Origin of the sequence: Stenotrophomonas sp. TWI1149, assembly GCF_039673155.1 — a bacterium.
GTDB classification, from domain to species: domain Bacteria; phylum Pseudomonadota; class Gammaproteobacteria; order Xanthomonadales; family Xanthomonadaceae; genus Stenotrophomonas; species Stenotrophomonas maltophilia_AA.
In genome coordinates, this window is the sequence record NZ_JBDJLB010000016.1 from 1 (window position 1) to 23,743 (window position 23,743).

General features: G+C 67.1%; 25 protein-coding genes and 1 pseudogene. 12 read left to right on the forward strand and 14 right to left on the reverse strand.

Annotated elements, in window-relative coordinates; translation table 11 throughout:
* A pseudogene (minC, locus tag ABE424_RS16810) lies at window positions 1-393 on the reverse strand (septum site-determining protein MinC); the annotation flags it as partial.
* Between the two features lie 15 nt (window positions 394-408).
* Window positions 409-1,005 carry a GNAT family N-acetyltransferase gene (locus tag ABE424_RS16815; RefSeq protein ID WP_179459506.1) on the reverse strand — a complete coding sequence of 199 codons (597 nt, stop codon included), beginning with the start codon at window positions 1,003-1,005 and terminating at the stop codon, window positions 409-411.
* Window positions 1,006-1,143: 138 nt separating this feature from the next.
* Between ABE424_RS16815 and ABE424_RS16820 the strand changes: the two genes are divergently transcribed.
* The 5 genes from ABE424_RS16820 to ABE424_RS16840 all read left to right on the forward strand — a co-directional run bounded on the left by ABE424_RS16820 (window position 1,144) and on the right by ABE424_RS16840 (window position 5,525).
* Window positions 1,144-2,340 (forward strand): histidine kinase, encoded by a 1,197-nt coding sequence (locus ABE424_RS16820; protein WP_346492829.1) that lies wholly within the window; start codon window positions 1,144-1,146, stop codon window positions 2,338-2,340.
* A complete protein-coding gene (locus ABE424_RS16825; RefSeq protein WP_019184539.1) occupies window positions 2,340-2,981 on the forward strand; it encodes a response regulator transcription factor in 642 nt (213 codons plus the stop codon). Before ABE424_RS16820 ends, ABE424_RS16825 begins: the two co-directional genes overlap by 1 nt.
* Window positions 2,982-3,293: 312 nt before the next feature.
* Entirely contained in the window at window positions 3,294-4,373 is a 1,080-nt protein-coding gene (locus tag ABE424_RS16830; RefSeq protein ID WP_346479856.1) for an SRPBCC family protein, read from the forward strand.
* 104 nt (window positions 4,374-4,477) lie between these two features.
* On the forward strand, window positions 4,478-4,849 hold the full coding sequence (locus tag ABE424_RS16835; RefSeq protein WP_088432118.1) for a DUF423 domain-containing protein: 372 nt from the start codon (window positions 4,478-4,480) through the stop codon (window positions 4,847-4,849).
* Window position 4,850: 1 nt separating this feature from the next.
* A complete protein-coding gene (locus ABE424_RS16840; RefSeq protein WP_346492830.1) occupies window positions 4,851-5,525 on the forward strand; it encodes a DNA-3-methyladenine glycosylase in 675 nt (224 codons plus the stop codon).
* 12 nt (window positions 5,526-5,537) lie between these two features.
* On the opposite strand, the gene ABE424_RS16845 is transcribed toward ABE424_RS16840, so the two are convergent.
* The gene (locus ABE424_RS16845) at window positions 5,538-6,347 is read right to left on the reverse strand and encodes a M15 family metallopeptidase (RefSeq protein WP_346492831.1); all 810 of its coding nucleotides are present in this window, start codon (window positions 6,345-6,347) and stop codon (window positions 5,538-5,540) included.
* A gap of 9 nt (window positions 6,348-6,356) precedes the next feature.
* Window positions 6,357-6,515 (reverse strand): hypothetical protein, encoded by a 159-nt coding sequence (locus tag ABE424_RS16850; RefSeq protein WP_346492832.1) that lies wholly within the window; start codon window positions 6,513-6,515, stop codon window positions 6,357-6,359.
* A 74-nt stretch (window positions 6,516-6,589) separates the two neighbouring features.
* Here ABE424_RS16850 and purT point away from each other — a divergent pair, with 74 nt between their 5' ends.
* Entirely contained in the window at window positions 6,590-7,777 is a 1,188-nt protein-coding gene (gene purT / locus ABE424_RS16855) for a formate-dependent phosphoribosylglycinamide formyltransferase (RefSeq protein ID WP_346492833.1), read from the forward strand.
* A gap of 260 nt (window positions 7,778-8,037) precedes the next feature.
* On the opposite strand, the gene ABE424_RS16860 is transcribed toward purT, so the two are convergent.
* Window positions 8,038-9,243, reverse strand: a complete 1,206-nt coding sequence (locus ABE424_RS16860) for an endonuclease/exonuclease/phosphatase family protein (RefSeq protein ID WP_346492834.1) — start codon at window positions 9,241-9,243, stop codon at window positions 8,038-8,040.
* 37 nt (window positions 9,244-9,280) lie between these two features.
* Entirely contained in the window at window positions 9,281-10,036 is a 756-nt protein-coding gene (locus ABE424_RS16865; protein ID WP_346492835.1) for an arginyltransferase, read from the reverse strand.
* Between the two features lie 154 nt (window positions 10,037-10,190).
* On the opposite strand from ABE424_RS16865, the gene ABE424_RS16870 reads away from it, so the two are divergent.
* Window positions 10,191-10,796 (forward strand): EF-hand domain-containing protein, encoded by a 606-nt coding sequence (locus tag ABE424_RS16870; RefSeq protein WP_346492836.1) that lies wholly within the window; start codon window positions 10,191-10,193, stop codon window positions 10,794-10,796.
* Window positions 10,797-10,853: 57 nt separating this feature from the next.
* Here the strand turns inward: ABE424_RS16870 and ABE424_RS16875 are convergent, their stop codons facing one another.
* From ABE424_RS16875 to ABE424_RS16890, 4 genes are all read right to left on the reverse strand, one after another.
* Window positions 10,854-12,059: an RNA polymerase sigma factor gene (locus tag ABE424_RS16875; RefSeq protein WP_346492837.1), complete on the reverse strand. Its 1,206-nt coding sequence runs from the start codon at window positions 12,057-12,059 to the stop codon at window positions 10,854-10,856.
* Between the two features lie 130 nt (window positions 12,060-12,189).
* Window positions 12,190-12,705 (reverse strand): DUF2007 domain-containing protein, encoded by a 516-nt coding sequence (locus ABE424_RS16880; RefSeq protein ID WP_346492838.1) that lies wholly within the window; start codon window positions 12,703-12,705, stop codon window positions 12,190-12,192.
* 1 nt (window position 12,706) lies between these two features.
* Window positions 12,707-13,615, reverse strand: a complete 909-nt coding sequence (gene tesB / locus ABE424_RS16885; RefSeq protein WP_176990062.1) for an acyl-CoA thioesterase II — start codon at window positions 13,613-13,615, stop codon at window positions 12,707-12,709.
* A 179-nt stretch (window positions 13,616-13,794) separates the two neighbouring features.
* The gene (locus ABE424_RS16890; RefSeq protein ID WP_346492032.1) at window positions 13,795-14,574 is read right to left on the reverse strand and encodes an enoyl-CoA hydratase/isomerase family protein; all 780 of its coding nucleotides are present in this window, start codon (window positions 14,572-14,574) and stop codon (window positions 13,795-13,797) included.
* Window positions 14,575-14,608: 34 nt separating this feature from the next.
* On the opposite strand from ABE424_RS16890, the gene ABE424_RS16895 reads away from it, so the two are divergent.
* Entirely contained in the window at window positions 14,609-15,055 is a 447-nt protein-coding gene (locus tag ABE424_RS16895; RefSeq protein ID WP_346492107.1) for a copper chaperone PCu(A)C, read from the forward strand.
* Between the two features lie 26 nt (window positions 15,056-15,081).
* On the opposite strand, the gene ABE424_RS16900 is transcribed toward ABE424_RS16895, so the two are convergent.
* From ABE424_RS16900 to uvrA, 3 genes are all read right to left on the reverse strand, one after another.
* Window positions 15,082-15,807 (reverse strand): enolase, encoded by a 726-nt coding sequence (locus tag ABE424_RS16900; protein ID WP_346492033.1) that lies wholly within the window; start codon window positions 15,805-15,807, stop codon window positions 15,082-15,084.
* Between the two features lie 152 nt (window positions 15,808-15,959).
* Entirely contained in the window at window positions 15,960-16,367 is a 408-nt protein-coding gene (locus ABE424_RS16905; RefSeq protein ID WP_176990059.1) for a thioesterase family protein, read from the reverse strand.
* Entirely contained in the window at window positions 16,367-19,372 is a 3,006-nt protein-coding gene (gene uvrA / locus ABE424_RS16910; RefSeq protein ID WP_346479588.1) for an excinuclease ABC subunit UvrA, read from the reverse strand. The genes ABE424_RS16905 and uvrA overlap by 1 nt, the downstream gene beginning before the upstream one ends.
* Before the next feature lie 295 nt (window positions 19,373-19,667).
* On the opposite strand from uvrA, the gene rplU reads away from it, so the two are divergent.
* The 3 genes from rplU (at window position 19,668) to obgE (ending at window position 21,510) form a co-directional block, all read left to right on the forward strand.
* Window positions 19,668-19,985, forward strand: coding sequence for a 50S ribosomal protein L21 (gene rplU, locus ABE424_RS16915; protein ID WP_019184518.1), 318 nt, complete (start codon window positions 19,668-19,670; stop codon window positions 19,983-19,985).
* A 15-nt stretch (window positions 19,986-20,000) separates the two neighbouring features.
* Complete coding sequence (gene rpmA / locus ABE424_RS16920; protein WP_019184517.1) at window positions 20,001-20,261, forward strand: 50S ribosomal protein L27; 261 nt, start codon at window positions 20,001-20,003, stop codon at window positions 20,259-20,261.
* Between the two features lie 196 nt (window positions 20,262-20,457).
* A complete protein-coding gene (gene obgE, locus ABE424_RS16925; RefSeq protein WP_346479587.1) occupies window positions 20,458-21,510 on the forward strand; it encodes a GTPase ObgE in 1,053 nt (350 codons plus the stop codon).
* A gap of 184 nt (window positions 21,511-21,694) precedes the next feature.
* Here the strand turns inward: obgE and rpsT are convergent, their stop codons facing one another.
* Window positions 21,695-21,964, reverse strand: coding sequence for a 30S ribosomal protein S20 (gene rpsT, locus ABE424_RS16930; RefSeq protein ID WP_019184515.1), 270 nt, complete (start codon window positions 21,962-21,964; stop codon window positions 21,695-21,697).
* A gap of 116 nt (window positions 21,965-22,080) precedes the next feature.
* Here rpsT and murJ point away from each other — a divergent pair, with 116 nt between their 5' ends.
* Window positions 22,081-23,685 (forward strand): murein biosynthesis integral membrane protein MurJ, encoded by a 1,605-nt coding sequence (murJ, locus tag ABE424_RS16935; RefSeq protein WP_346492108.1) that lies wholly within the window; start codon window positions 22,081-22,083, stop codon window positions 23,683-23,685.
* Window positions 23,686-23,743 lie beyond the last annotated feature (58 nt).

Consider the following 23,743-nt stretch of genomic DNA (forward strand, 5'->3'; position numbering starts at 1 on the left):
GCGCGGCGGCTCGGCCACCGGCGCAGGCGCCCGGGCAGGCGCGGCGGCCGGCTCGGCCTCGGCGCGTTCGTACTGGGCGCGGAACTTGGCCAGCAGCGGCAGGCCGAGCTGCTGGGAGAGCAGGTCGGTTTCGGTGGTGCCGTAGGCGAGCGCGACCGGCAGCACGCCGGCCTTGCGCAGGCCATCCAGCAGCGCCTTGGCGGTGGCCACGTCCGGCATCCTGCTGAGCCCGCCGAAATCGAGGATGACCGCAGCACGCCCGAACAGCTTCGGAGCACGCGCGACGCGTTCCTGCATTTCACGGGTGAGGCGTTCGACGTCGAGGGTGCGGATACGCAGGTTGGCGATGCCGACCTGGCCGATCTTCAGTTCACCGGCCTGTTCAAAATCCATGTTCGCCGCCACCGATCAGGTCCCCGTCTGCTGCTGGACGCGCAGCGGCTCGCGGCGATGGCCCACCCAGGGCACATCCGGCAACTGGTCGCCGTAGGTGTCGTGCACCCACTGGTAACTGCACAGGTCCTTGAGCAGCATGCTGGCACGCACATCGACGTGGGCCATGTTGTTCTGGCCGACCTCGCGGAAGCCGAAGCTGCCGTGGAAGAGCAGGGCGGCATCGGCACCGTGGTCGAGGAAGACCTCGCAGGTCAGCTGCGGGTAGCGCAGCTCGGCGTAGCTCTGTGCATCGGCATAGAACGCACGGCCGACGCCACCGCCGCGACGGCGGCTGGCGACCACGATGCGGTCGATATAGAAGAATTTGCTGCCCAGCTGCTGCTTGAACCAGGCAAAGTTGCTGCTGTCGTGCTGGCTGTCGCTGCCGAAGCCGATCAGGAAACCGGCCAGGTTGCCGTCGCGCTCGGCGACGCGGAAATACTCAGCGCTTTCATAGAACAGGCGCAGGCGGGCGGCATCCAACGGCAGGATGGCCAGGCCGGCATTGTTGTTCAGGGCCAGGACGGAATCGAGCTCGTGCTCGCGCACGTCGCGGATGACAATCGACATTGTGACTCCGTGGGGTAACGCGGTTGGCCCATCGAGGGGCCCTCGGTCCGATTATTGCATGGGTGGCTTCCCCCCGCGAGCCGACAGGCATGACTTCTGTGGGAGTGCAGGGGAACAGGTTCAGCCTACTATGCGTCCATGTTGGGATACCTCAGCCACACCCGAGTACTGCGACTGGCCGGCCTGTTCACCTGGGTCATGGTCGGACTCCCTCTGGTTTACTCACAGTACGAAGCACTGCTGCGCCGCGGCGGTGGCGTCGATGCCTGGGCGCTGTGGCTGTTCGCGGCCTACCTGGCTTTCGGCGCCGGCTACTTCTGGCTGACCCGCGGGCTGCGCAACGGCGGCCACTCGCGCTGGTACGACCGGGTGATGCTGGTGCTGCTCACCACCTCGGCGCTGGGCGTGAGCTATCTGAGCGGCTCGGGCCTGGGCAGCATCCTGATGATGGTCGCCGCCGGCGTCATCCCGTGGATGCTGCCGGTACGCGGCGGCGTGATCTGGCTGCTGCTCAGCCAGCTGGCGGTGCTGCCGGTCTACTACCTGATCCTGAACTTCTCGCTGTTCGAGGCGGTGATGCAGTCGCTGCTGTATGGCGGCTTCTCCATGTTCATCTTCGTGACCAGCCTGGTCGCGCGCCAGCAGACCGATGCCCGGGAAGAGCAGCGGCGGCTCAACACGGAGCTGCGCGCCACCCGCGTGCTGCTGGCCGAGAGCGCGCGGGTCAACGAACGCACGCGCATCTCGCGCGAGCTGCACGACCTGCTGGGCCACCACCTGACCGCCCTCAGCCTGAACCTGGAAGTGGCCGGCCACATCACCGAGGGCCAGGCCCAGGAACACGTACATCAGGCCCACACCCTGGCCAAGCTGCTGCTGACCGATGTGCGCGAGGCGGTCAGCCAGCTGCGCGACAGCGGGGCGATCGACCTGGCCGCCGCCCTGCGGCCGCTGACCGAGCAGGTGCCCTCGCTGGAGATCCACCTGGACATCGACGAGCCGCTGAGCGTGGAAGACCCCGAGCGCGCCCACGTGCTGCTGCGCTGCACCCAGGAAATCATCACCAATGCGGTGCGCCATGCCGGCGCGCGCAACCTGTGGATCAAGGTCCGGCGCGAGCCGCCGGGCGTCGTGGTGCTGGAAGCGCATGATGACGGGTTGGGCGCCGACGGGATCGTGGTCGGCAACGGGTTGCGCGGGATGCGCGAGCGCCTGCAACAATGCGGTGGTGAGCTGCAGATCGAAACCCGCCGGGGACAGGGCTTCCGCCTTCGTGCCTCGGTACCCGGCGTGCCAGTGCTGATGCTGACCGCTGTCATTGAAGGAGTGCGTTGATGATTCGCGTCTGCCTGGTCGACGACCAAACCCTGGTGCGGCAGGGAATCCGCTCGCTGCTGGCGCTCGATGACGGCATCGAGGTGGTCGCCGAGGCCGCCGATGGCCGCCAGGCCGTCGAAGTGGTTCCGCAGGTCCGCCCGGACGTGGTCCTGATGGACATGCGCATGCCGGTCATGTCGGGCCTGGAAGCGCTGCAGATGCTGTCGCGGCTGAACCAGCTGCCGCCGACCATCATCCTGACCACCTTCGATGACGACCAGCTGGTGCTGGCCGGGCTCAAGGCCGGCGCCAAGGGCTACCTCCTCAAGGATGTGACCCTGGACCAGCTGGTGGGCGCGATCCGGACCGTGGCCGACGGCGGCTCGCTGGTGCAGCCGGCGGTCACCCAGCGCCTGCTGTCGGGCCTGGAGCACATGCGCAACGAGTTCGTGAGCCTGGACCGGCCGGACCCGTTGACCGACCGGGAGACCGAGATCCTGCGGCTGATGGCCAGTGGCTTCTCGAACAAGGAGATCGCCAATTCACTCGGGGTGGCGGAGGGCACCATCAAGAACCACGTGTCCAACATCCTCTCCAAGCTGGGCGTGCGCGACCGCACCCGGGCGGTGCTCAAGGCCTTCGAGCTGCAGCTGGTCTGAGCCTGGCGGGCCGGCGGAGACCTTCGGGTGGCCGCCGCTGCCGGGTATTTTCTGAAATCCGTGAAACCCTTGCAGCGCAAGCGATGCAGGGGTGTTTTCGAGCCCGGCGGCCGAATCCGGCAAAGAAATATTGTCCATCCGCTACGTGCTGACACGCGCGATGCGTTATCTTTCCGCTCCTTGTCTATGCAAAACCGCTGCCGACATGGAAACCGGTGTGCCAACCCTGATCAACAACACCGGCGAAGCCTGCTAGGATTGGCGCTTCGCTTCAATCAACCCGGCCGTGGGATCGGCCCCGGAGACTCCTGAATGACCCGTATTATCGAGTTCCTGATCGCCTTGGGGATCGTGGCTGGCCTGTTCGTCATCATTGGCGTATGTCTGCCGGGCGAGCGCCATATTTCCGAAAGCATCGAGACCAACCGCAAGATGACGATCGTGTTCGACACGGTCAACAGCCTGCGCCGCTTCAAGGACTGGAACCCGCTCTTGCTGCGCGATCCCGCCGTTGAACTGAAGCACTCCGGCCCGGCTGCCGGCGTCGGCGCACGCCTGGACTACACCTCCAAGGAAGGTTCCTTGGGCCAGGGTAGCTGGGTGATCACCGAGTCCGAGCAGAACAAGCACGTTGCGATCGCCATCGAAGACGAGAGCAAGGGTCACGACAAGGTGACCAACTTCACCCTGGAGCCGACCGGCAAGGGTGGCCGCAACGTCAAGATCACGCAGGACTACAGCGTCAAGTACGGTTTCAACCTGTTCGGTCGTTACGCGGGCCTGTACGTCAGCCGTCACGCCGGTGACGACCTGAAGCTGGGTCTGTCGCGCATGGCCAACATGCTGGCCACCGTGCCGAACGTGGACTACCGCACCGCCGAAGCCCCGCTGACCGATCTGGCCATCGTGGACGTCCCGGCCGAGGACCTGCTGGTCGTCACCGCCGGCAACGTGGACCGCGGCCAGGAGACCATCACCAAGTCCATCAAGGACAACCAGGAGTGGATCAAGCGCGTCATGGAGGCCAACAACCTCGAAGCCGCCGGTCCGTTCCGCATCATCACCACCGATTTCGGCGCCGAGAAGTACGCCTTCGACGTGGCCCAGCCGGTCAAGAAGAAGGGTGCTGAAGGCGCGACTGCCGAAGCCCTGACGGTGAAGATCGACGGTGGTGCACCGGTCAAGTACGTGCATGTTGCTCCGCACCGTTCGGCCCACGCGGCCTACACCGGCCACATGGCCGGCCTGGACATCGCCCGCAACGCCCTGCGTGCGTGGTCGGTGACCGGCGGCAACGAAGTGATCGACCGTCCGTACGAGTCCTGGAAGGACGGCGTGGAAAAGTCGTTCACTCCGGAAGGCACGTACGACATCTACTGGGCCGTCAAGTAAGCCGACGGTTGCCGTGATGTAACGCACGACCTGAAACGCGCCGCTTCCTGCGGCGCGTTTTTTTTTGGGCTCCGGCAGCGGGGCACTGTCTGAAGGACGCAAGCATGCTCAACCTGGAACGACGCACGCGCAAACCCTCCCTGCTGGCCGGCCTGGGCGGCCTGCTGGCGGCCACCGCGGTCGGCCTGTCCGCGTATGCCTCGCATGGCATCGCCGACCCACAGGCGCAGTCGCATGTGACCACCGCGGCGCTGTACGCGTTCGGGCATGGCGTGGCGCTGGCGGTGCTTGGCCCGACCCAGCAGAACACCTTGGGCCGGCTGGCCCTGTATGTCCTGCTGATCGGCACGCTGCTGTTCTCCGGCAGCCTGGTGGCTGGCGCGCTGTGGAAGCTCAGCACCCAGCTGGCGCCGGTCGGGGGCACCGCCCTGATGGTGGGCTGGCTGGCCTACGGCCTGAATGCCCTGAGGCGCTGACATGCCCCGTTACCGCCGCGGCTTCGATGTCGATGAAGCCCATGACTGGCTGAGCCGGCGCGACCGCCGGCTGGGCACGTGGATGAAGCGGCTCGGCCCGATCCAGGCACAGCCGGGCTGGGCGAAGAGCTTCGACCCGGTCGATGCGCTGGCGCGGGCGATCCTGTTCCAGCAGCTCAGCGGCAAGGCCGCCTCGACCATCGTGGGGCGGGTGGAAACCGCGATCGGGAGCAGCCGGCTGCATGCCGATACGCTGTCGCGCATCGACGATCCGGGGCTGCGGGTGTGCGGGGTCTCGGGCAACAAGGCGCTGGCGCTGCGCGACCTCGCGCGGCGCGAGGTGGCCGGCGAGATTCCCGACCTGCGCCGGATGTCGGTGATGGACCACGACGCGATCATCGACGCCCTGGTGCCGATCCGCGGCATCGGCCGCTGGACGGTGGAAATGATGTTGATGTTCCGGCTCGGCCGCCCGGACATCCTGCCGGTCGACGACCTGGGAGTCCGCAAGGGCGCGCAGCGCGTGGACAAGGCCGAGCGGATGCCGAGCCCGAAGGAGCTGCTTGCCCGCGGCGAGAAGTGGGGGCCGTTCCGGACCTACGCCAGCCTGTACCTGTGGCGGATCGCCGATTTCACCGTGGATCCGAAGGCGACGACCAACCGCTCGCAGGACTGAGGCAGGACGGAGTCACCCGCGAGGCCGCCGCCAGCACCAGTGCCACGGTTCGTAGACGATGCCGTGCGGGTTGTCGCGCGGGTAGCTCAGCTGGAACCCGAAGCGCCCTGCATGCTCGCCCAGCCACGCGAAGGCGGCCGTGGATTCGAACGATTCTTCGGCCGGCGGTTCGCCCGGCGTGCCGATATCCAGCGCGTAACCGCTGTGGTGCTCGCTGTAGCCCGGCGCGGCATTGACCTTCAGGATGTCCTCCACGCCCAGCCCACGGTCGCGTTTGCGCGCGAAGATGCCGAGCTGGTAATCGTGGCTGCGGTAGCCGGAGATCGCATCCAGCGCGATGCCATCGCTGGCCGCCTGCTGGCGCAGGCGTTGCCAGCCTCGGGCAGCGTCGCGGTGCAGCCACAGGGGGCGCCGGTAGCGGTCGAAACCGGCCAGGTGAAGCTGGGTCGGTTCGGCTTCCAGTGCCAGTCCGGTAGCGGCTTCGTAGGCATCGGCATCGATGCCCAGGGTCTCCAGGCGATCCTGCAGTCCACTCAGGGGCAGCACGGCGTCAGGCGCGCTGCCGCGGCGGCGATCCAGCAGCTGGCGGTCGAGTGTGTCCAGCGCCTCCTCGATGCCCGGCTCGCGCATCAGGCGCGGCACCAGGGGCAGGACGCCGTGGGAAGTGGCGACGGCGAGGTAGCGGCCATCGCGCTTGCGCCGCAGTACCCACTGCGCACGGGCCAGGGCGCGCGCGTCGGCGGAGCTGCGCGCACGCAGCAGGCCGCCGGGCCAGAGTTCGATCTCGGCGGTGTTGATCAGCAGGGCAGGGGATTTACGCATGCCGCCAGCTTAGTGCGCGCCCGGCGGTCCGGCCAGCGCCTGCAGCGCCTCCAGCAGCGCGCGTGGACGCTCCGGCCTGATCACCAGGGCGCTGCCATCGCGCAACGGCAGGTACAGCACCCGGCTGCTGTCGGTGATCAGGCAGAACGCCTTGCTGCGGTCGGCCATCCGGCCCGTCGGGCCGGCCGCGGGCCGCCGCAGCGGCTAGAATGCCCTCCCGCCCTGTTGCCCGGAACACCGCCATGTCCACGCTCGGTACGCCGCTGTCTCCTTCCGCCACCCGTGTGCTGCTGCTGGGATCCGGCGAACTCGGCAAGGAAGTCGCCATCGAGCTGCAGCGCCTGGGCGTGGAGGTGATCGCCGCCGATCGCTATGCCAATGCACCGGCCATGCAGGTGGCACACCGTTCGCACGTGATCGACATGCTCGACGCGATGGCGCTGCGCGCGTTGATCGCGCTGGAGAAGCCGCACCTGGTGGTGCCGGAGATCGAGGCGATCCATACCGAAACGCTGGTCCAGCTGGAACAGGAGCAGGGCCTGCGGGTGGTGCCGACCGCGCGTGCGGCACGCCTGACCATGGACCGCGAGGGCATCCGCCGGCTTGCCGCCGAGACCCTGGGCCTGCCGACCTCGCCCTACCGCTTCGTCGATACCGACGCCGAGTACCGTGCAGCCGTGGCGGCGATCGGGCTGCCGTGCGTGGTCAAGCCGGTGATGTCCTCCTCGGGCAAAGGCCAGAGCACGTTGCGCCAGGACGCGGACATCGCGCCCGCGTGGGAGTACGCGCAGACCGGTGGCCGTGCGGGCGCCGGGCGCTGCATCGTCGAGGGCTTCATCGATTTCGAGTACGAAATCACCCTGCTGACCGTTCGCCACGCGGGCGGGACGTCGTTCTGTGCGCCGATCGGGCATTGGCAGAAGGACGGGGATTACCGCGAGAGCTGGCAGCCGCAGCCGATGTCGCCGCGTGCGCTGGCGCGGGCGGAGGAGATTTCGCAGGCGATCACCGATGAGCTCGGCGGCTGGGGCCTGTTCGGGGTCGAGTTGTTCGTGAAGGGCGACGAGGTGTGGTTCAGCGAGGTATCGCCGCGTCCGCACGACACCGGCCTGGTGACGTTGGCATCGCAGGAGCTGAGTGAGTTCGCGCTGCATGCGCGGGCGATTCTGGGGTTGCCGATTCCGGTGATCCGCCAGAGCGGTCCGTCGGCGTCGTGCGCGATGCTGGCGCATGGCGAGGGCGTGCCGTTCTTCAGCAATGTGGCCGCGGCGCTGGTGCATCCGGATTCGGCGCTGCGTCTGTTCGGCAAGCCGAGCGTGCACGGGCATCGCCGTGTGGGCGTGACGTTGGCGCGTGGCGCGGATATCGACGAGGCGCGGAAGATTGCGCGTGAGGCGGCTGAGGCTATCGGGATCGAGTTGCGCTCGTGAGGCGAGTTCGAAGCCGAAGCCGAAGCCGAAGCCGGGCGCCTTGGGTGCTGTCGGTGTGAGGCGATCGGGCAGCCCGATGCAGGACCCGCCGTAAACCCATCCATGGGGGCTCGTAGTGCGGCATCCATGCCGCACACGGTCCTTCATCGGGCTGCCCGATCACCTCTTCGCGGACGGTCGGTTGGGCGGTTGGGACAGCGGAGCAAACGAAAAACGGCGAGCCTTGGCTCGCCGTTTTTCCGTTCAGAACGAAGCAGGCGTTACTTCACGTCCACCCACACCAGATGGTGGTCGCTGCCGTCGGCAATCTTCGCTTCCGGGCTGTCATTGGACGGCCAGAACACGCCGCTGCCGATGTAGCTGAAGCCGACCGAGGGCAGCACGTAGTCCAGGCGCATGGTGCCGGACTTGGGGCCGAAGTCGCCGGTGGCGTGGAAGGGGGCGCCTTTGCGGACGATGCCCTTCTCGGCATAGGCCAGGCTGGTCTGCTCGGCGCCGACGCTGCGCGGGGTGGGGTAGCGCAGGACGCGGGCGTTTTCGATCAGTTCGACGATGGCGTCATGGCGGCCGTCGCCGTCGACCGGGTCGTTGTTGAGGTCGCCAAGGATGACGAAGCGTGCGTCCTGCGGAAGGCCGCCGCAGTGGCCGCGGTCATCGCACAGCCACGACGTGTCACGGTCCTTGAGGTAGTCCTGCCAGAGGCGCAGTTCGTCGTGGTTGCGGGCGGCGTTGCGCTTTTCCGGACCGTCGAAGACCGGCGGGGTCGGGTGCGAGACCAGGGCGTGCACGGTGCCGTTCGGGGTGTTCACCGGAACATCCCAATGCGATTTGGACGACAGGCGCAGCTGGGACCAGACGTGGTCGTTGTAGAAGGATTTCCCGGTGCGCGGGTCGATCGGACGCAGTGCGCCGGGCATCGTGCTCCACTTCAGCAGCTGGAAGCTGCGGACCTTGGCGTCATCGATCGGGTAGCGCGACAGCACCAGCATGCCGTACTGGCCCGGGTGCAGGCCGTAGCCCCAGGCATCGTTGCCACGGGCGCGGCCTTCGCCGCCGATCTCGCCGTTGTTGTCCAGGTCCAGGCCGCTCTGCACGCCGGTGTTGACCGGAGCGAGGTAGCGGTAGGCGTAGTGCAGCGGCTCGCCGCCGCCCGGCTGGGCGGATTCCAGGTAGCGCTTCTGGAACAGGTCGGCGGCGCGGTGTGCATCGTCGTAGTCGAACTCGTTGAGCAGCACCAGATCCGGGCGGACCTGCTGCAGGACGGCGGCGATCTTGCGAGCGTGCTCGCTGTTGCCTTCGAGCTCGGCGATCAGGCCGCCGGTCTCGTCGCTGTACAGGGAGGTGTTGTAGGTGGCGATCCGCAGCGGTGCGGAAGCGGGATCCGGCATTGCGGCGGTCTTGGCAGGGGTCTGTGCGCAGCCGCCGCAGAGCAGGGCCAGGGCAAGGATCAGGGGATGGGCTTTCATCCGCCTATTCTGCACCCGTCGCGGTGTCAGTGATGCGTCAGCGGCCGTCCGATTCGTCGTCGAACGCGTGCCAGCGGCGACCGTCATAGGCCTCCAGCGGGCGGAACCGGCGCTTGTAGTCCATCTTGCGGTGGCCGCGGATCCAGTAGCCCAGGTACAGGTGCGGCAGGTGCTCGCGCTGGGCCCAGGCGATCTGCTGCAGGATCGCGAAGGTGCCCAGGCCGCGATGGGCCTGGTCCGGATCGAAGAAGGTGTAGACCGCCGAGAGCCCCTGCGGGGTTACGTCGGTCACGGCGACCCCGAGCAGCGGTCCGCGATGGCCATCCTCGGCCGGGCCGCGGATTTCGATGAAACGGCCCTGCGACCAGCGCCCGATCAGGAACTGGTCGAACTCGTGCGGGCCGTGCTCGTCCATGCCGCCCTGCGCGTGGCGGTGGATGAGGTAGCGGTGGTACAGCGCGAACTGCTCTTCGGTCTGTTCGGCCGCGACGATCCGCACTTCCAGATCGGCATTGCGGCCCAGGCAGCGGCGCTGGCTGCGGTCCGGTGCAAAGCGGGCCACGGGGATGCGCACGGCCACGCAGGCGTGGCAGTCGGCGCAGTGCGGGCGGTAGACCAGATCGCCGGAGCGGCGGAAGCCCCAGCCGAGCGCCATCGGGTACAGCGTGCCCAGGCGCGGATCGTTGGGATCGAGCACCAGATCGCGCGCGGCCCGTTCCGGCCAGTAGCCACAGGGGTGGTCGCCGGTCTGGAACAGTCGCAGCTCGTCGTCGCGGTCGCCGTGTATTGCCATGCCCACAGCATAGCCCCGTGCCGTCGCAGCCGCCGCGACTGTCTGCCAAATGAACACGGCCCGCCGGGCTGTCAACGGTGCTGGCGCCCACGCGTTGTTACCGGTGTGGGTGCCACGCACCGCACGCAGTTTCCCTCACTAACCGGAGTTACCCATGCGCAACCGCACATCCCTCCTGCTGCTGGCCCTGCTGCTGTCCACCGGTGCTGCCGGCCTGGCGGTCGCTGCCGATACCCCCGCCGCCGGCGACAAGCCCGCCCGCGCCAAGCTGGATACCAACGGCGATGGCTTCATCGACCGCACCGAAGCGGCGAAGGCGCCGCGTCTGGCCGCGCAGTTCGACACCCTGGATGCCAACAAGGACGGCAAGCTCTCCCGCGAGGAACTGCCGCGCTGGCACGGCAAGCGCCACGGGCGTGGCCCGGGGGGTCATGGCGACTGGATGGCCAAGCTCGACACCAACAAGGATGGCCGCATCAGCCGTGAGGAAGCCAAGGCCGACCCGCGCCTGGCCGCGCGCTTCGATGCCATGGATGTCAACAAGGATGGTTACCTGGACAAGGCCGATCGCGAGCTGCGCATGAAGCAGCATCGTGATACCTGGTTCGCCGCGGCCGACACCAACAAGGACGGGCAGCTGAGCAAGGCCGAGTTCGACGCGGCCAAGGGCCCGTTCGGTGGCCCGCGTGGCGATCACCGCGATGGCAAGCACCGCGACGGCAAGCCGCCGATGCCGCCGAAGGCACCGGCCGCGAAGTAAGCGGTACGAAGGTGTTGCACGAGAAAAGCGCCGGTCATCGACCGGCGCTTTTCTGTTTCAGAGCCGTCCGTTCTTGTACATCGCCCAGACGATGGTGCCGACCACGAACAGGTTCATCACCCACAGCGCCTTGCGGCCGTACAGCGACTCGTATTTCCAGTTCGGCCCGGTGCGTCCATGGCGCGCCGCATCGCGCGCGATCATCGGGGCCATGATCCGCTGCAGCGGAACGAGACACTGATAGTTGATCATGGACAGGCCGACCGCCAACGCCACCACGGGCCAGTACCAGGCCAGCGGCAGGAAGCTCAAGGCGAACACGGCCACGCAGGTCACCAACGCGGTGAAGGTGCTGTAGTGCACGAACCCGCGGATGGCGGTTCGCTCGCCCTCGTTCTCGGCGTACGAGAGCAGGTAACGACCCCCGAGATAGCTGCCCAGCACGCCCCCGACCACGCCGCCAGCGATGGCGCCCCACGCGAAATCCGGCGGCAGGACATGACTCTGGCTGGCCGCTGCGCTCAGCGAGCCCAGGGCGGCACCGCCGGAAACACTGGCACCGCCCAGCCCGAGCTTGCTGGTACCCAGCCCGGTGCCGAGCAGGATCGCGGCACTGGCGGTGCCGGGCGCGGCGACCAGCACCATCGAGACCACCGTCGTGGCGAACGCAGCGCTCGGTGCGCTGCTGCGCGCGAACTCGCTGAACCGGCGCATCATCTCTTCGCGTACGGTGGCGCGAGCGCGTGACAGTCGCTTGCGCACGGCGGCGTCACTGAGGCCGAGCAGGTCGGCGACCTGCTGTGAGCTCTGGCCTTCGCGGTAATACAGCAGCAGCGTCTCGCGGCTGTCTTCGGGCAGCGCCGAGATGATCTCTTCCGCCGCCAGTTCCTCTTCCACCCGCTGCAGGTGCTCCGGGGCGCTCGGGCTGGGGTCGGCGGCCATGTTGATGGCGATCTCGGCGGCCTCGCCGGACAGCGGCCGGCCGCGGTTGGCGCGCAGCCAGTCACGGGCGAGGTTGCGGGTGATCTGGCGCAGCCACGGCAGGAAGCTGGCATGGCTGTGCAGCTGGTTGAGCTGCTGCCAGGCCTTGATGAAGGCTTCCTGCGCGATGTCCTCGCTGGCGTGCACGTCGCGGGTGATCGCCAGCGCGATCGCGGTGACCGTGTTCTGGCAGGCCAGCACGATGCGCCCGTAGGACTGCTGGCAGCCGCCCGCGGCGGCGGGCAGTTCGCGTTCGAGCGTAGTGGTCAGCGGATGCGTCATGGCACGTTCCCCGGCGGTGATCCGAGTATGACGATGCCTCGACCGGAATGTGACCGGGTAGTGCCGGCCGCTGGCCGGCTCTGCAGGATTCCACCCGTACGAGGAGCCGGCCAGCGGCCGGCACTACCCGTTATTCAGTTGGCTGGATCCGGACCCGCACTTCCTCTTCTTCCGGTGGGGTGGCCGCCGGTGCGGTCGGCGCCGCGGCCGGCTGTACCGCCGGGGCCGGGGCCGACGCTGGTGCCACGGTCGGGGCGCCGCGGTGGCGCATGACCACCACCATCGCCACGGCAGCGATCACCAGCAACAGGCCGATGCGGATGCGCCAGGCCCAGTTGCGCGGTGCGTCGTTCTGGGCGACCTCGTCGCGGAACGCGAACTGCGCGGTCGGGTGATCGCGGCGGGTGGTTTCCAGCAGGCGCGCATCACGCAGGATCTCGCGGGCGCGCGGCTGGTCGTCGGCATGCACCACCCACAGGGTCGGATGGGTGGTCGCCTTTTCCTTGTCCAGATAGCTGAACTGGCTGCCGCGCTTGCTGTGGTACGAGCGCCCGTTGGTGATGCGCACTTCGATGCCGGCGTCGCGCAGCAGCTGGGCCACGCCTTCGACGGTCTCCACGCGCTGGCTGTTGAATATCTGTCTCATGTCAGTCCTTGGCCGGTACGGCGGCGGCCGCGGCACTGTCGTCGACCACGCGGATCAGGCCTTCCTGCGCCGTGCTGGCGACCAGGATGCCGTTGCGGGTGAAGAACTGGCCACGCGCCAGGCCGCGCGAATCCTGCGCGCTGGGGCTGTCCAGCGAATACAGCAGCCAGTCGTCGGCGCGGAACGGACGGTGGAACCAGATCGCATGGTCCAGCGAGGCCATCTGCACGTGCGGCTGGTAATAGCTGATGCCGTGCGGGAAGGTCGCGGTGCCGAGCAGATGGAAATCCGACGCATAGGCGAGCAGGGCCTGATGCAGCTCGGGGGCATCGCCCACGGTCTCGTTCAGGCGCAGCCACACCTGGTGGTACGGCGGGCGCTTGGGCGGATGGAGTTCGTCACGCGGGTAGACATGGCGGAACTCGAACGGGCCGCCCCGCGAGAGCCAGCGCTGCACCTTGATCGGCAGGCGATCGAGCACGGCCTGCGGCAACGGCTGGTTCGGCTCGATGTCTTCCGGCTGCGGTACTTCCGGCATTTTGTGCTGGTGCTCGGCGCCGGTCTCGGCCTGCTGGAACGAGGCCGCGCAGAAGAAGATCACCTTGCCGTGCTGGATCGCGGTGACCCGGCGCACGGAGAAGCTGCCGCCGTCGCGGGTACGGTCCACGTCATAGACGATGGGATGGTCGATGTTGCCGGCGCGCAGGAAGTAGGCGTGCAGCGAATGCACGTGACGGCCGTTCTCGACCGTCTTCTGGGCGGCGGACAGCGCCTGGCCCAGCACTTGGCCGCCAAAGACGTACTTGGTGCCGATATCGCGGCTCTGGCCGCGGAACAGATTGTCTTCCAGGCGTTCGAGCGAGAGCAGGTCGATCAACTCGGAAACGACGGGTTCGTGCGTGGCGGACAAAGGCGGCAACCTGGGTTGGACTGGCGCCGATTATACGGGGTCCGGTCGTGGGGGGGCGGGGGGGGGCGGGGGGCCGGCCCCCCCGCACCCCCCCCCCACCCGCTGGTTGGGCGGGGGGGGGGGGGGCGCCGCCCCCCGCCCGCCACTACCGGTGTGTGCGGGGTGTCCGCGTTCGCGGATCACCCCTTGCCCAGCCTTGCGACCAGCCCGTGCAGCGCCTGCTGGGCGTCCGGGGCGTACCAGGCGTCCACGAAGCGGTCGAGCTGGATGAGGTCGGCGTGCAGCGCCTCGTGCAGGTCGGCGCGGGCGATGGCACGGGTCAGCAGCATCGGTTGGCGCGGCAGCTTCAGCAGGCTCTGCAGCCAGGCCACGGCGCGGGCGACAACCAGGTCCGCATCGACTACCTCATCGACCAGCCCGATCTGCAGTGCACGCTCGGCCGGCACCATCTCGCCGCCGACCAGCAGGGTGGTGGCCCGATGGTGGCCGACCACGCGGCGCATCAGGCGCTGGATGCCTTCCGGCGCGACCAGCCCGACCTGCACTTCGTTCAGGCCGATCACCGTGGGATGGGCGGCATCGGGGCTGCGCGCGATGATCCGGTAGTCGCAGCACAGGGCCAGCACGCAGCCGCCGGCCGGGGCGTGCCCGGTCATGGCCGCCACCACCGGCACGCGGCATTCGGCCAGGGTGCGCACGGCGCCGAAGAAGGCCTGCCAGCTGTCCAGCAGCCTGTGCTTGTCATCGCCATGGCCGAGCAGGTGCGGCACGTCCATGCCGGCACTGAAGATGCGCTCGCTCCCGGACAGCACGATGCCGTGTACATCCTCGGACATGGCCTGGTTGATCGCCTGGATCAGGTGCCGGCACAGCTCGGTGTCCAACGCATTGACCGGGGGACGCGCCAGCCGCAGTTCGCGGATGGGGCCATGGTTGATCACCTCGATGAGCGTCGTCATGCTGCAGTCTCGTTGCGGACAGGGAACGAAGCCGATGATAACCAAACCATTCGTGTGCGTATTGTTGGGACTGTGTGCGTTCGCAGCATCGGCGTCGGCGGTGGCCGATGCGCCTGCCTGCGTGTCACTGCGCGACGGCTGGGTGCGGTTGCCGCCGGGCGCGATGCCGATGGCCGCCGGTTACGGGCGGATCCGCAATGACTGTCGCGAGACGGTCGTGGTGATCGCCGCTGGCAGCAAGGCGTTCGGTGATGTCTCGCTGCACGAAACCACGCTGGTCGACGGGATCAGCCGGATGCGCGCGGTAGAGCGGCTGCCGATCGCGGCGGGTGCGACGGTCGAGCTCAAACCGGGTGGCCTGCACCTGATGCTGATGCAGCCGGAGGTGGCGCTGAAGGAGGGGGCACAGCTGCCGTTGCGGCTGAGCCTGGAAGACGGCCGCAAGGTGGATGGACAGCTGCAGGTGCGCGGCGCGCGTTGAGTGCGTACTGGCCGGGACGCGCGCGGTCAGCTCCAGTCGTAGGAGAACAGGACGGTGCGGCTGTCCGGTTCGTACAGCATCACGATGGCATCGGCGCCCGCGGCGCACCAGTTGTAACCGGCTACTTCGGCGACCGCGAAAAGCGGTTTGCCATCGCGGGTGATGCGCACGTTCTCGGCATCGTCCGGTCGGTCGCGGTCATACATCGCCGGATCCAGCGCGATCTCGAATGCCGGCGGGATCTCGGCGGTCTCGGTCCAGTTGCCGCCGGAAATCTGCCCGCCGAGCCTGTCCAGATACGCCTGTTCGCCCGGCTGGCCATCGCCATAGCGCATGTAGCTGGCCAGCGAGCCGTGGGTCTGGAAATAGGCGTGTGCCTTGGCGTGACTGTCGCGCATCTCGGCGATGTGCTCGACCGCGTCGCTGTCCTGCTCCTGATCGCCGACGAAGTAGCCCGCGTTGCCAAGGAAGCGCATGCGGTTGTCGGTGGTCAGTTCGAATGCGATCCAGTTGGTGCCGGTGAACGCGTTGTGGTGCGCTTCGGTGTCTTCGCCGATGCAGCCTTCATACGGCTCTATCGGGCACAGCATCGTGGCCACGGTGCCGGCCAGTTCCGGACGCAGGATGCCCAGGTCGATGCCGATCAGCGGCAGCAGGTGTTGGGCCAGCCACGGTTGTTCCTGGGAAAAAACGTCGGCGGGGAACGGCGTCATTCCGGGAAGAAGTGTGCGGATGTCGGTCTGGTGGAACATGGCATTCCTTTGAACGAATGGCGGTAATGCCGGCCGCTGGCCGGCATCCATGCACATCCTTCCGGCGTCATGGGGGTGCCGGCCAGCGGCCGGCAATCATGCATATCCGTCCGGGGGGATGAGGGTGCCGGCCAGCGGCCGGCACTACCTGCTCAGGTGGACGCGGTGCGGATCGCCTCGGGCAGCGGTGCGCTCTTGCCGGTCTGGGTATCCATCCACACCACCACCACGTTGCCGTCCGAATACAGCGTGCTGTCGTTCTTCTCGTCCACGATGCGGTGGCCGATGGTCACGCTGCTGTTGCCGAGACGTTCGACGAACAGCTCCACCACGATGTCGTTGGGCCACACGATCGGCAGGCGATAGTTGACGTTGGTCGCCGCCACCACCGGTGCGATGCGGTCGGTCATCGAAACGCCCTCCACCCCCAGCATCCAGCGCACGCGCGCTTCTTCCAGGTAGGAGATGTACTTGGCGTTGTTGACGTGGCCCATGCTGTCCATGTCGCGCCAGCGGACGCTGATCGGTACGCGGGCGAGGATCTTGTGTTCGCTGCTCATTACTTCTTCTTCGCCTTCGTGGTCTTGGCAGGGCTGGTTTTGCTGGGGGTTGCCGCACGCGTGGCGGCCACCGCCTTCTTGGCCACCTTGGCCGGCTTTTCCGGCTTGGCCTTGCGCGGCGGGCGGGCGTCGGGCTTGTTGGCCACGGCCGCCGGCTGTTCCGGGCGCGCGCTGGTGGAGGGCAGCATCTTGGCCAGGAACTGGCCGGTGTACGAGGTCGGGCAGGCCGCCACGTCTTCCGGCGTACCGGTGACCAGGATGGTGCCACCGCGGTGGCCGCCTTCCGGACCCAGATCGACGATCCAGTCGGCGGTCTTGATCACGTCCAGGTTGTGCTCGATCACCACCACCGTGTTGCCTTCGTCGCGCAGCTTGTGCAGCACGCCGAGCAGCGCCTCGATGTCGTGGAAGTGCAGACCGGTGGTCGGCTCATCCAGGATGTACAGCGTGCGCCCGGTATCGCGGCGCGACAGTTCCTTGGACAGTTTCACGCGCTGCGCTTCACCACCGGACAGCGTGGTCGCGCTCTGGCCCAGCTTGATGTAGCTCAGGCCCACGTCGACCAGCGTTTCCAGCTTGCGCGCGATGCTCGGCACCGGCTCGAACAGCTTCAGCGCATCTTCGACGGTCATCTGCAGCACGTCGTTGATGTTGTAGCCCTTGTACAGGATCTCCAGCGTTTCGCGGTTGTAGCGCTTGCCGTGGCAGACATCGCAGGGCACGTACACGTCCGGCAGGAAGTGCATTTCCACCTTGATCAGGCCATCGCCCTGGCACGCCTCGCAGCGGCCACCGCGCACGTTGAAGCTGAAACGCCCCGGCGAATAGCCGCGTGCACGCGCTTCGGGCACCTGCGCGTACAGCTCGCGCAGCGGCGTGAACAGACCGGTGTAGGTGGCCGGGTTCGAGCGCGGGGTGCGGCCGATCGGCGACTGGTCGATGTCCACCACCTTGTCGAACAGATCCAGGCCGTCCACTTCCTTGTACGGCGCGATCGGGTGCGAGGAGCCGTTGATCTCGTTGGCGGCCAGCGAGAACAGGGTGTCGTTGATCAGGGTCGACTTGCCCGAGCCGGACACGCCGGTGATGCAGGTCAGCAGGCCCGACGGAATGTCCAGGTCCACGCCCTTGAGGTTGTTGCCACTGGCACCGCGCAGGTGCAGCGTCATCTTCGGGTTGGGCTTGTGCCGGCGTGCCGGGATCTCGATGGCGCGCTTGCCCGACAGGTACTGGCCGGTCAGCGAACGCGGCGCATCCAGGATGTCCTGCAGCGTGCCCTGGCCGACGATCTCGCCGCCGTGCACGCCCGCGCCCGGGCCGATGTCCAGCACGTAGTCGGCCAGGCGGATCGCGTCTTCGTCATGCTCGACTACGATCACCGTGTTGCCGAGGTCGCGCAGGCGGGTCAGGGTGCCGAGCAGGCGCTCGTTGTCGCGCTGGTGCAGGCCGATCGACGGCTCGTCCAGCACGTACATCACGCCGACCAGGCCGGCACCGATCTGCGAGGCCAGCCGGATGCGCTGGGCTTCGCCACCGGACAGGGTGTCGGCCTTGCGCTCCAGGGTCAGGTAATCCAGGCCGACATCGACCAGGAAGCCCAGGCGTTCGCCGATTTCCTTGACGATCTTGCCGGCGATCTCGCCGCGCCAGCCGGGCAGCGTCATGCTGCTGAAGAACTTCAGCGCATCGTCGATCGGCATCACCACCAGTTCCGGCAGCGCACGGTCGGCCACGAACACGTTGCGCGCGGCCTTGTTCAGGCGCTGGCCGTTGCACTCGGGGCAGTTGCGCTCGCTGATGTACTTGGCCAGCTCTTCGCGCACCGCCGAGGATTCGGTCTCCTTGTAGCGGCGCTCGAGGTTGGGAATGATGCCCTCGAAGCGATGCTTGCGCTGGGTGCGGCCACCGGCTTCGGTGAAGTAGGTGAAGGTGATCGTCTCGTCGCCGCTGCCGTACAGCACGGCCTGGCGCACGTCCTCGGGCAGGCTCTGCCACGGGGCGTCGGTGTCGAACTTGTAGTGCTTGGCCAGCGAGGCGATCAGCTGGAAGTAGTAGGCGTTACGGCGGTCCCAGCCGCGCACGGCGCCAGCCGAGAGCGACAGCTCCGGGTGCACCACGACGCGCGAGGGATCGAAGAACTCGGCCATGCCGAGGCCATCGCAGCCCGGGCAGGCGCCGACCGGCGAGTTGAACGAGAACAGACGCGGTTCCAGCTCCGGCAGCGAGTAATCGCAGACCGGGCAGCTGTACTTGGACGAGAACAGGTGCGCAGGCGCATCCTCCACATCCAGCGACTGCACCGAGACCATGCCGTCGCCCAGCTTCAGCGCGGTTTCAAAGCTCTCGGCCAGGCGCTGCTTGATGTCCTCGCGCGGGCGGAAGCGGTCGATCACCGCCTCGATGGTGTGCTTCTGGCGCAGCGCCAGCGGCGGTACCGCATCGATTTCATGCAACTGGCCGTCCACGCGCACGCGCACATAGCCCTGCGCGCGCAGCTGGTCGAAGACCTGGGCGTGTTCGCCCTTGCGCTCGCGGATCACCGGGGCCAGCAGCATGTAGCGCTGTTCGGCATCCAGGGTCAGCACGTGGTCGACCATCTGGCTGACCGTCTGCGCTTCCAGCGGGTAGCCGTGGTCCGGGCAGCGCGGGCTGCCGACGCGGGCGTAAAGCAGGCGCAGGTAGTCGTAGATCTCGGTGATCGTGCCGACGGTCGAGCGCGGGTTGTGCGAGGTCGACTTCTGCTCGATCGAGATCGCCGGGGACAGGCCCTCGATGTGGTCCAGGTCCGGCTTTTCCATCACGCTGAGGAACTGGCGGGCATAGGCCGACAGCGACTCCACGTAACGACGCTGGCCTTCCGCGTAGATGGTGTCGAACGCCAACGAGGACTTGCCCGAGCCGGACAGGCCGGTGATGACAATCAGCTTGTCGCGGGGCAGGTCGAGATCGATGTTCTTGAGATTGTGCGTCCGCGCGCCGCGGATGCGGATGAAATCCATCGCCATGGGGGATCCGTTGTGGGGCTTCGGCTCAGGGAGCCGGCAAGCGGGTGGGGCAATCGGAAACGGCAATCGGTCAGCCTACCGAGCTTGGGATTTGGGGGCAATCGCGGACTTTGCCACCCCCATGTCTCATTCCCTGAGACCCCGCCAGCCGGTTTCCTGAACCGTATTCAGCCAAATCCGGGTCCGAGCAGGGGGTGGGTTGACCCGAAGTGGTTGAAGTCATTAAAATTCCGCTTCTGTCCGCCCTCGATGGCGGCAGTCCATAGACCACAATAACTACAGAGGAAGTCTGGTCATGTACGCAGTACTGGTAACCGGCGGTAAGCAATACCGCGTGGCGCAGGGCGAAACGCTCCGCGTTGAAAAGCTCGAAGTCGAAGTCGGCAACGAGATCAAGTTCGACAACATCCTGATGCTGGGCGACAGCGATGGCATCAAGCTGGGCGACGCGCTGAGCGGCGCTTCGGTCACTGCCAAGGTCGTGTCCCAGGGTCGTGCCGACAAGGTCCGGATCATCAAGTTCCGTCGCCGTAAGCACCACATGAAGCGTCAGGGTCACCGTCAGTACTACACCGAAATCGAGATCACCGGCATTGCCGGTGGCAGCAAGTAATAAGGAGAAGCAGTCATGGCACATAAGAAGGGCGTAGGCTCATCGCGCAACGGTCGCGACTCCAACCCGAAATACCTCGGCGTCAAGATCTTCGGTGGCCAGGCCATCGACGCCGGCAACATCATCGTGCGTCAGCGCGGCACCCAGTTCCATCCGGGTACCGGCGTTGGCCTCGGCCGTGACCACACCCTGTTCGCGCTCGTCGACGGCAAGGTGGAGTTCTCGGTCAAGGGCCCGAAGAAGCGTCGTACCGTCAGCGTCGTCGCCGAAGCCTGATCTTCAGCGGTACGCAGGCGCCCACGCCACGGCGTGGGGTCGCTGACGAAAGCCCCGCTTCGGCGGGGTTTTTCGTTGGTATCCACTACATCAGGCGGGACATTTCCCGCCGCCGGCCCTGGATCGTACCGGGGCCGTTAGACTCTGCGGTGGGGTGCACCTCGCGCCCGCCGCCTCCAGATTGGCATCCAGAATCATGAAACTTGTAGACGAAGCAGAAATCCAGGTGATCGCCGGCAACGGCGGCAACGGCTGCATCGGTTTCCGTCGCGAGAAGTTCATTCCGCTGGGCGGGCCGGACGGTGGCGACGGCGGTAATGGCGGCAGCGTGTGGATCCGCGCCGACGAGAACCTCAACACCCTGGTCGATTTCCGCCATGACCGCATCTTCAAGGCGCAGCGCGGCGAGAACGGCATGGGCCGCCAGGCCTATGGCAAGGGCGGCGAAGACCTGGTCATCACCGTGCCGATCGGCACCGTGATCATGAATGTCAGCACCGACGAAGTGATCGGCGATCTGACCGCGCATGGCGACCGCCTGCTGGTGGCCAAGGGCGGCCGCGGCGGCCTCGGCAACATGCATTTCAAGAGCTCCACCAACCGCTCGCCGCGCCAGGCGCTGCCGGGCGAAGAGGGTGAAGAGCGCCTGATCAAGCTCGAGCTGAAGCTGCTGGCCGACGTGGGCCTGCTGGGCTTCCCGAATGCCGGCAAGAGCACCCTGATCCGCGCCGTGTCCGCGGCGACCCCGAAGGTCGCCGATTACCCGTTCACCACGCTGTACCCCAATCTGGGCGTCGTGCGCGTGGAGAACTACCGCAGCTTCGTGATCGCCGACATTCCCGGCCTGATCGAGGGGGCGGCCGATGGCGCCGGGCTGGGCGCGCAGTTCCTGCGCCACCTGCAGCGCACCCGCCTGCTGCTGCACCTCGTGGACATCTCCCCGATGGAAGGTGGCGTGGAAGGTGTGTCGCCGATCGAGCAGGTCCGGGCGATCGAGCGCGAGCTGGAGAAGCACGACCCGGAGCTGCTGAACAAGCCGCGCTGGCTGGTGCTGAACAAGGCCGACCTGATGTTCGAGGACGAGGCCAAGGCCGCCGCCGAGAAGATCGTCGCCGAGCTGGGCTGGTCCGAGCCGTGGTACCTGGTCTCGGCCCTGGGCCGTGAAGGCACCTGGCCGATCATGAACAACATCATGGCCTTCTTCGATCGCCAGAAGGAAGACGAGGCGCAAGCGCGCGATGCGTACTGAGCGCAGCCACGCGCCCCTGAGAAACCCGGCTCCGGCCGGGTTTTTCTGTGGTGTCGGCGTAGCCGCCGACCGGGCGGGTCGCCGCAGATCGCAGGCAACAAAAAACCCGGCCAGGGCCGGGTTCTTCTCTGCGGCTGGATCGAAGCCACGCAGGGCGTGGCTCTACGACACCCGCAGCGCCGTATCAGGCGGCCTTGATGGCCTTGATGCGCGCGGTCAGGCGGCTCTTGTGGCGAGCAGCCTTGTTCTTGTGGATCAGACCACGCGAGCTGAAACGGTCGAGGATCGGCTGGGCAACAGCGAAGGCTGCCTCGGCGCCGGCGGCGTCATTGGCATCCAGAGCCTTGATCACCTTCTTGACAGCGGTGCGCAGCATCGAACGCTGAGCCGTATTGCGCGCGTTGCGCACGACGGTCTGCTTGGCGCGCTTCTTGGCGGACTTGATATTGGCCACAGTGGTGGTTTCCTGAAAAATCGGTGTAATGGGAACAGCAAGCTGGAAAGTATGATGGCTCGAAAAATGTACGTCAAGTCAATTGTCAAGAGGGAACACGGGTGAGTTCACCAAGGATGTTGCGGGGCCTGCTGTCTTTCAGCAGCATGACCATGATTTCGCGGGTGTTGGGGCTGGTTCGCGACCTGGTCATCACCACCACGTTCGGCACCAATGCGGTGACCGACGCCTTCTGGGTCGCCTTCCGGGTGCCCAATTTCCTGCGCCGGCTGTTCGCCGAAGGCTCGTTCGCCACGGCGTTCGTCCCGGTGTTCACGGAAGTGAAGGAAACCCGCTCGCATGCCGAACTGCGCGAGCTGATGTCGCGGGTGGCCGGCACGCTGGGCGGGGTGCTGCTGCTGGTCACGGCGCTGGCGCTGATCTTCGCGCCGCAGTTGGCGACCCTGTTCTCCAGCGGGGTGGATACCGACCCGGCTAAGCATGGCCTGCTGGTGGAGCTGTTCCGGTTGACCTTCCCGTTCCTGCTGTTCGTGTCGCTGACCGCGCTGGCTGGCGGGGCCCTCAACAGTTTCCAGAAGTTCGCGATGCCGGCGCTGACCCCGGTGATCCTCAACCTGTGCATGATCGCCGGCGCGCTGTGGCTGGCCCCACGGCTGGGCGGCACCCCGGAGAAGCAGATCCTGGCCCTGGGCTGGGCGGTGCTGGCGGCCGGGCTGCTGCAGCTGCTGTTCCAGCTGCCCTCGCTGAAGGGCATCAACCTGCTGACCCTGCCGCGCTGGGGCTGGCGGCATCCCGGGGTGCGCAAGGTGCTGACCCTGATGGTGCCGACCCTGTTCGGTTCCTCGATCGCGCAGATCAACCTGCTGCTGGATACGGTGATCGCCGCCAAGCTGACCGATGGCTCGCAGTCCTGGCTGTCGCTGGCCGACCGCTTCCTCGAGCTCCCGCTGGGCGTGTTCGGGGTGGCGCTGGGTACCGTGATCCTGCCGGCGCTGGCCCGCCACCACGTGAGCACCGATAAGGCCGGCTTCTCCAGCGCGCTGGACTGGGGCCTGCGCACGACGCTGCTGATCGCGATCCCGGCCATGCTGGGCCTGCTGCTGCTGGCCGAGCCGCTGATCGCCACGGTGTTCCAGTACGGGCGTTTCACCGCGTTCGATACCCGCATGACCGCGCTGTCGGTCTACGGGCTGAGCTTCGCCCTGCCGGCGTTCGCGCTGCTCAAGGTGGTGCTGCCGGCCTTCTACGCCCGCCAGGACACGCGCACCCCGGTCCGCGCCGGCGTGGCCGCGCTGGTGGCCAACATGGTGTTCAACTTCATTCTGCTGGCCGTGCTGTACCACGTGATGGTGCCGGAGGCGCTCAAGGCGCAGGGCGTGTGGGTCGCGCTGGGCAAGCAGCCGGGCCTGCATCTGGCGCTGGGCATCGCCAGCGCACTGTCCAGTTACCTGAACCTCGGCCTGCTCTGGTACTGGCTGGGCAAGACCGATGTCTATCAGCCCAAGCCCGGCTGGGGCGGCTATGTGACCAAGCTGGGGCTGGCCTGTCTGGCCATGGTCGCGGTGCTGCTGGCCCTGCTGTACGGGATGCCGGCGTTCACCGGCATGGACAAATGGCACCGGATCGGGAACCTCGCGCTGCTGGTCGGCGGCGGTGGTCTGACCTATCTGGTGGCGCTGGTCGCCATGGGCTTCCGCCCGCGCCACCTGCGGGAGCATTGATACGTGGACAGCCCGGCTATACTTCATGGCTATCTCTTGCAAAGCATCGGCCCTGGTG